Annotated in this window: 5 protein-coding genes and 1 pseudogene; 1 reads left to right on the top strand and 5 read right to left on the bottom strand. The window is 26.1% G+C overall.

Annotation, left to right across the window (positions count from 1 at the left end; all coding sequences use genetic code 4):
- Window positions 1-211 precede the first annotated feature (211 nt).
- Together ACWXVU_RS01965 and ACWXVU_RS01960 are read right to left on the bottom strand one after the other, a co-directional pair.
- On the bottom strand, window positions 212-424 hold the full coding sequence (locus ACWXVU_RS01965) for a transposase (RefSeq protein WP_456012074.1): 213 nt from the start codon (window positions 422-424) through the stop codon (window positions 212-214).
- 127 nt (window positions 425-551) lie between these two features.
- Window positions 552-1058 (bottom strand): annotated as a pseudogene (locus ACWXVU_RS01960) (IS256 family transposase).
- Between ACWXVU_RS01960 and ACWXVU_RS01955 the strand changes: the two are divergent.
- Entirely contained in the window at window positions 997-1122 is a 126-nt protein-coding gene (locus ACWXVU_RS01955; protein WP_456012073.1) for a hypothetical protein, read from the top strand. The pseudogene ACWXVU_RS01960 and the gene ACWXVU_RS01955 overlap by 62 nt on opposite strands.
- 432 nt (window positions 1123-1554) lie before the next feature.
- On the opposite strand, the gene ACWXVU_RS01950 is transcribed toward ACWXVU_RS01955, so the two are convergent.
- From ACWXVU_RS01950 to ftsZ, 3 genes are all read right to left on the bottom strand, one after another.
- Window positions 1555-3105 (bottom strand): hypothetical protein, encoded by a 1551-nt coding sequence (locus ACWXVU_RS01950; protein WP_456012072.1) that lies wholly within the window; start codon window positions 3103-3105, stop codon window positions 1555-1557.
- 791 nt (window positions 3106-3896) lie between these two features.
- Entirely contained in the window at window positions 3897-6947 is a 3051-nt protein-coding gene (locus ACWXVU_RS01945) for a hypothetical protein (protein ID WP_456012071.1), read from the bottom strand.
- 266 nt (window positions 6948-7213) lie between these two features.
- Entirely contained in the window at window positions 7214-8347 is a 1134-nt protein-coding gene (gene ftsZ / locus ACWXVU_RS01940; protein WP_455966233.1) for a cell division protein FtsZ, read from the bottom strand.
- Window positions 8348-8368 lie beyond the last annotated feature (21 nt).

Genomic DNA, 8368 nt, shown 5'->3' with positions numbered 1-8368 from the left:
TGTGAAATTTATCAACAAAATATCAAAAAATTCTGTTTTTATAAATAAAAGTTATCCTTAGTTTTATCAATTGAGTCTACTGGTTTAAGCCATCAATATAAAAAATAAGATGACTCTAAAACCGGAACTATAGATAATTTTGTGTAAATTAATTTCTGACTTATTTTTTTATAAGTAATTTGAGAATAGCAATTACACAAATCAAAATTTATTATACAAAAACAAGGCCTCAATTAAGAAAAACTTTATTTCATTTTTCTAACTGATTTTGAATTGCAAAATAAACTATTTTTATTAAAGAGCCATCGGCAGGAAATGGAGTTTTGTTTCTTGATATTTTTCTAATATTTCTATTTAAATTTTCGATGACGTTTGTTATATAAATTAGCTGTCTAATTTCTGTTGGAAAGTTAAAATTTATCAATGTTTTTTAGACAACTTTTAAGCGCATACTGATATTTAGAATCTCATTTTTCTTCAAAAATATCTAGTAATCTAGATGCTTCATCTATACTGTTGGATTTATAAATATTTTTTATGTCTTGGGCAAATTATTTTAAATCTTTATAGTTAACATGTTTTGTAGAATTTCTTATTTGATGAACTATGCACTTTTGAATTTGTTTTTTAGGAAAGACTACTTTAATTGCTGCTAAATTATTGCTTATCATGAGATATATATCCTAAATCCCTCATAATTTAAGGTCATTTAGTACTTGAATTCAATATTTTGCACTTTCGAATTCTCCTATTCAGGATCCCAAAACATCATTATATTCTTCCGAAGAGTATCTCATAACTATGTAAACTGACTTTTCAACAAGTTTATTTTCTTCTTTAACTTTAAATCTTATTTCATCAATAAAAACCATGGCATAAGTTTTTTCTAATGATCTATTTCTTCACTCTGTTATGTGTGGAATTATCTTATTAGTTACTCTACTTACAAAACTTGGATCAACATCTATAGCATACATATCTTTTAATGTATCTGATATGTCCCTAGTTAATACACCTCTTGAATATAAGCTAATAATTTGGCTTTCAATTTTGGAAATATCGTATTGAAATTTAGAAACTACTTTTGATACAAATCTTGAATTTCTATCTCTTGGAATTTAGTTCAATTTCTCCGAAATTAGATCTTACATTTTGAAATAACTACCATTTCGATAGTTGTCTTTTATAGTTCTTTCGTGTTCATATTTATCTCATGCAAGAAAGTTTTTTAATTTTTTCTTGCATCATAATTTCTATAAGATCTTTTATATTTTTCTTAATAATTTCATAAACATCTTCTTTGGTTGTCGGTTTATATTTAATCATGTAATTCTCTTGAGCTTAGCATTTTAATATCTTTTTTTGCATATTAAAAAATCTCCTGTGTAAATATTTTAAATTTAAATATTTGCCATTGGGAGATTTTTAAACAAAATTATCTATGGTACCTAATTTCTAATTTAGGGTTTTTATATTCTTTGAATATTTTTAGCTATTGCTCTATATTTGCAACAAAAGAATAGAAATCGTCAAAAAAGAATCAATTTTTTTTCTTTAGTTTTTTCAACCAAGGTAAAGAGTTTGCCCAGCCCTATTGTCAATTGTTATTTCAAACCCGTCTTTTTCTTTATTATCAAAATAAAATCTTCTTAATGTTTTAATATTTCCACCTTCTACAACGACTAAATATTCAACAAAATATAGTTCTGTTTTGTAAAATCTTTCTTTTTTATTATTTCTTTCAAATAATCGAGTTAGTACATTTACTTTATCAGTTTTATATGTAGCATAAAATGCTTCATTAAGTTTTTCAAATAATTCCTTATTATTTCTACCTTGAGAATTTATTGCATCTATAACTTGCGATTTTGTATATTTAGAAGAATCAAGTTTTGAAGTATCATGCATCAAAAGGTTTTGTGGTTGCCCTATTTTTAATTCATCAAGTGCATAAAACAATTGAGTTAAAGCGATATTGTAATTTTGCATACGATGAATATCCTTATTTGTTTGAAGAATATAGAAACTATCATTTAAATTTTCTAATCAATTTTTATATATAATTTTTTCTTCTAATTTTTTAATTGATTCTTTACGATATGTTTTTAATTTTTCAAAATCTCCAGTTTTGATAGCGTTATTTTTCTTTTTAATATCTTCCTTAGTAATAATTCTTGAATTTGAACCGAATAATACAAATTTATCTCCAAATTCTTTTAAATCTACATACCCGCCCAACAAAGGTTTTAGCATATTGAAATATCTATCAACATCTGCTTTGTCTTGCAATAGTTGTTTAATAGTTCTCTTTGTAGGATCAGCTGCTTTGTAATATTCACTTATGCTGTTTTTAAAACTTTCAACACTAAGATTATTAGAAGTAAATAATGTTTCATCATAAACAAAAGATTTTGTTATATCATTTCATTTATTTGTAATATGTTCTTCAAAGGTATTTAAAATTTCTTCTTGTTGTTCTTTTTCAAATAAAGATAATGTTATACTGTTATTATTACCACTTAAAGAGGCTTGTGTGTTATTTTTTAAATCAGAAACAATGGTTTTAGATAATTCTTTTAAATATTCTTGTTGTTTTTGCTTTTGTTTTTTACCATCGATAATGATGTCTTTATTAAAAATAATCTTATCAGTATTTAATGGATTTTTATTTTCTTCTTCTAATGAAAAAGAAAATCTAATTCCTTCCCCCTCTTTTGAGGGGTCGTATTTTTGATATAGATATTGATTATAATAATTATTAATTATCTTTTGGATTTGTTCATTTGAAGGCTCGTTATAATCAAAAATAATATCTGGAGCAATGTTTTTGAAAGCATTCTCGTCTAACTTTATAGACGGTTTATGAGGTTTTTTATCATGATCTTGTTCTTTGCCTTCTTCTTTCTTTTTAGGATCTTCTGGTTTCTTTTCTTGTTCTTTGCCTTCTTCTTTCTTTTTAGGATCTTCTGGTTTCTTTTGATCTTCTATTTTAGGATTACTAGGTTTATTATCATTATTTGAACTGCAAGAAATAACAGTTGCAGCTGTTATAAAAGGTATTGAAATACTTGCTAATGTTAATAAAATTTTGTTAGATTTCTTCATGATATCTCCTTAGATAAAATTTTTATATACAAAACAAAATTATAGTTTTTTTTTTTTTTTTGCAAAATTTGGTAGCAAAATAGCAAAAATTTGTTTTTTTTGTATGCCATAACATATTATTTTAGCTTTACTACGAATTTGCTATTATCAAAAACATATGCAAAAATAAAGGTATCATTATCATTAACTTGTTCGTCAAATAATTTATATTTATGAGAATTTTACAATTAAAATTAACTTAAAAATGAGATAATGTTGTTTCCAATTTAAGGCATCTCTTTAATCAGACTCAGTTTCTCAGCAGACACAAATGATAAATAACAAAAAAATAACCAAACATCAGATACAAAAATTTTTTCAATTATTTTGTTGTTTGGTTATTTTTATATAATAAATTTAAATTTGCGTAATTACCATACTCAAATCTCTTAATAAAAAGTAGACTAGAAATTAATTTACACAAAAAATTCTTACACTTCCTTATTAAAAAGATTTAAATTATGTTCCTTATTTTTAGACTTAAATGGAGGGCATAGGAAAGCAAGATTACTTTTGCTACCTTTTTTATTTTTTTTAAAAAATCAAGCTTTAAGTTAAAGTTTATTTAATTTTTTTAAGCTAAACGATACTTCTTAACTTCTGAAAAATTTATTAATCTAAATAGCATTTCAGCATTCCCTTAGTGAATTTATGAAATGTTTATGCACTATTTTATTGCTTCTTTATTTTTTGAAGTTCTTTTTCTTTAACAGATACATTCTCTTCATCTGATTTTAATTCTTTTTCATTTTTTAGAATTTGTTTTTTATATTATCACTTTCACTAAGAATATTTTTAATACTTAAATCAGCATCGTTTATTGTTTTAATTATTTCTTGATTAAGACTATAAATATCATTAAATTTATTTTTTGCTTTCTCTAATTTTTGCTGTTTTAGATTAATTTCAATAGCTATTTTTTCTAATTCCTTTTGTGCTTCTTTGAGTTTATATTTTTCATTATTTAGTTTCAGTAAAGCAGCATCATTTTTTTGCTTAGCATTTTCATATTCTTTTTGTTTTTTATTTGTTAAATTATTATTATTATTATTATTTGTTTTATTGATAGCTTTTTCAATATCTTGCAGTTTTTTTATTATTTGCTCTACTTCCTTAGTTTTTTGGCCTACATTTTCAAATAAACTTTGAACTTTATGATTAGCACTATTTAATTCATGCTGAACTTTTTGCAATTCTATATTATTCTTGTTAGCTTTTTGCACAGATGCATTTTTATTAGCAGCTAGCAGTTCACGTCTTTTATTTAAATCACTTAATTCGTTACTTTTTTGATTTAACACATCAGTTTTTAAAGAAATATCATTGTTAATACTTTCAAGTGCCTTCATTAATCTCTTATTATTCATAAAAGAATTTTGCTTTTGCACTTCAACATTACTTTTACTTTTCTCATTTTTAGCTACTTCTTTTTGCTTTTCATCCACAATTTTTTTTGCGTCCCTTAGGCTTTGTTCCAATGCAGCTAAAATATCATTAGAACTATTTAATGCATTATTGGCATCTTGAATCTCTTGATTTTTTGTTATTCATTTTTCCTTAGTTAATCTTAAATTGTTTTCTGCATCTTTTCTGCGTTTTTTAGCTTCAGTGGCTTCTGCTCTTGCCAATTGTAATAATTCAAACTTATCATTCTTTTGCTTCTCTTTGATTGCTACATTAGCATCAGCTTCTTTTAGTTTCTTTTCAGATTGGGCTTTTCTTTCAATATTTTCGTCTTTTTCTTTAGTTAACTCCAACAGTCTTTTCTCTGCTTGTAATATTTTTCCATCAAAATCTCAATATTCTTTTACTACTGGCACAATTTCCTTTTCGAGTTTTTTCTTTTTTTCTTCCCATTCTGCCAATTCTTTTTGTGCCCTTTCATAATCTTTCTCAATACCACTCTTTTCAGATTGAAGTCGATCAATTATCTCTCAAATTCTATCCTCCGCCGCAGCTCCTCCATCACCAATACCAGTATCAGATCCATTGGCCTCAGCAATTCTATCTAATGTTTCATGATAATCACTTATATTTTTATTATATGAATCAATTAGTTTCTTATTTTTTTCAACCAATTCAGATAATTCTCCGATCTTGATTCTCATAGATGTACGATTATTTCCTAGTTCAACTAGGTTATTTTCTAATAATTTTTTTTGATTAGTAAATTCAGCTATATCTAATTTTTTTTGTTTTATTTCTTCTAAATTTTGCTTAATTCTTTTTTCGATATTTATAGAACTTTCAGCAGCCCCATCTTTAAGATCATTTGCGAGTTTTAAATTTTGTTTCAAAATTTCATATTCAATGTTTAACTGATTAGCATAACGATCTTTGTCGATTTCGTCATTTTTAATATCAGCAATCAATTTTTCTATTTTCTTAATGGTTCCATCAACTAATTTTATTTCATTACCTAGTTTATTAATCTCTTCATTTTTTTGCTTTTTATTTTTTTTAATTTCATCTAATTGTGTTTGTAAGTTATTTTGTGTATCTTGAGCTTGTTTCAATAATCTTTTTGATTCTTCCAATTCATTATTTATTTGATTAAAATTTTGCTCTTTTTCTTGATATTCGCGTTTAGAATTTTCAATTTGTTTTAAGATGTTTTTTTGATTGTCCTTTGCTTTTACTAGATTATTATTTGCTTTCTCTAATTCTTTAAAAATACGACCTGCGTCAATGGAAATTTCTTCTTCAAGTCTACTTGCTTCTTGAACTTGATTGTTTAATTCGATATTTGTAGAAATAAGACTATTCAGTTTTTGAGTTTTCTCACTTACTTCCTGCTTTGCATCATTAAGTTGTTTATTTGCTTGATCTAGTTGTTTTTGAGCATTATTTAATTCATTATTTATTCTATTTTTATCACTATTAAGAGCAATTATAGTATTATTAGCTTTTTCTGATTCTTTTTTAGCTTCTTCTAATTCCTTAGTTTTCTTTGCTAAATCATTATCTATATCAATAGCGTTAGAAGTTGAAGATTCAACGCTTTCTTGAGCATTTTTAACCTTATTTTTAGCTTTTTCTAGTTTCCTATTTTCTTCATTTAATTCTTTGGTTAGTTTATCTAACTCATTATTCACATAAATAACGCTATTTTCTAATTCTTGTTTATTTTGCTCCGCATCTTTTTTTGATTTTTCAAGCGCTTTTATTTTTTCTTTAATAAGTTGAAGTTGTTTTTCCAAAGCTTCCTTATTTTTCCTGGTTTTATTTAGTTTTTCATTAGCCTTGTTTAATTCTTCTGTCTTAGAAATTACATCCCTGTTTTTTAATAAATCATTTTGCTTTGCTTTCTCTAGTTCGCTGTTTGTTTTATCTAATTCATCTTGTGAATATTTTTGCTCAGCCTTTAAGGTTTTAAATTGATGAATAAAAACAATTTTATTATTATAAACCATCTGGAATTCATAATCAGTATTAGGAGATAACGGTTTCTCATTATTTATCCCAAAATGCATATTTTCGCTATTTTTTCCGACTGTGTGAGACTTTCTAACTATTTCATATGGTGTTTTTTTGGCATAAAATAAAACTAAAAATGTTCTATCCATATTATCATTTTCATCAATATTTTTTAAATTAAACACTGCTGAGTTTGAAGCAATTTTCTGGTCCTTTATTTTTAAACCTTTAATATCATTTGCACCATTAACTCCATTTTTATTGGCATTTAAGAAATAATAAGCAACCAAAGCGCCTGTTGCAACAATTGATAACGAAAGGGATAAAGCTAAAATAATGTTGCCACGTCTTTTCTTTTTTTGTTTGTTTTCGCTGGTGTTTTCCATAAATTTATACTCTTTCTTTTTTTAAGCTATCGTTTTCAAATATTTTTCAATTTTTATAGGTTATATGTTACATTTTTTTTTTTTTTTTCGCAAAGTTGCTTATTTTGTAAGGCTATCATTATTTATAATAATGATAAAATTTGTATATGTTTTAGCTTATTTATCCAATATATTCATGCTTTTTAACCCTGGGTAATAAAAAAGAGGCAACTGCCTCTCTCTAAAATAATTTACTTTTAAAACAGGAATTCTTACATCTTCTTATTTTAAAATTTATTGTAAATAATTTCATTGCTTTCATCATCATTTGAATATTTATTATTCAAATGGGATTTAGATTTAGATGAATCAAAACCTGAAATTGTCAAATATTCTTGTGTATCATCATCTGTATGATTTTCGATTTCACTATTTGTGAGTTTAAAATCATTTTCTTCTTTATTGTTGGTTCTATTTATTCCTGTAGCAATTACAGATACATAAATTTCACCAAGTTTTTCTGCTTCTTCATTAGCAGGAGAACCAACGCCAAATATAACATCAATATTTTCGCCAGCAACATTCTTTAAAACATCAATTGCGGCTTCAAAATCATTGATAGTACTATTTCTTGATGACGAAAAATAAACTATTGCCTTAGTGATACCTTTTATATTACTTTCTAAAATAGGACTGCTTATCGCATTATGCATTGCTTTCTGCGCCGCATTTTCACCAGTTGATTGTCCGATTCCTACAATGGTTTCACCACTGTTTTTAATTAACGTTTCTAGGTCGGCTAAGTCCAAATTAATCAAACCAGGTACAGCTATAATATCGACAACAGTTCTAATAAATTGCTTAACAATATTATCTGCAACCTTAAAAGCATCCTTAAAAGAAATTTCGCCAAAAGATTCTTTCAATTTATCATTTGAAATAATAATATAAGAATCTACATTTTTCTTTAATTCTTCAATCCCTTGGAGTGCAATCTGACTTCGCTTTTTTCCTTCAAATGAAAAGGGTGTAGTTACAATTGCTATTACCAAAGAATTTTGTTCTTTAGCTAATTTGGCAATCACAGGGGCCGCTCCAGTACCGGTGCCGCCACCCATCCCAGCAGTAATGACTACTAGGCTAGCATTTTTTATCTTTTCCTTTATTTCATGTGTTGAATGCTCGGCAGCCTGTCTTCCAATTTCCGGATTAGCACCAGCCCCGATACCTTTTTTATCACCTAATTGTAGTGTTAGTGATTTATCAAATTTATCTAGAATTTGTCTATCTGTATTTGCAACAACAAATTCTAATCCATCAATTTTTGTATCAAGAAGACTTTGAATACTATTATTTCCACCACCACCAACACCGATAACCTTAATATTAGCAACGGAATTGAAATTTTCAAATTCTGGCATGGCAGTACTCCTTACTTTTTT

Source organism: Mycoplasma sp. 2575 (assembly GCF_053851635.1).
This window is presented reverse-complemented; position numbering and strand designations above follow the sequence as displayed.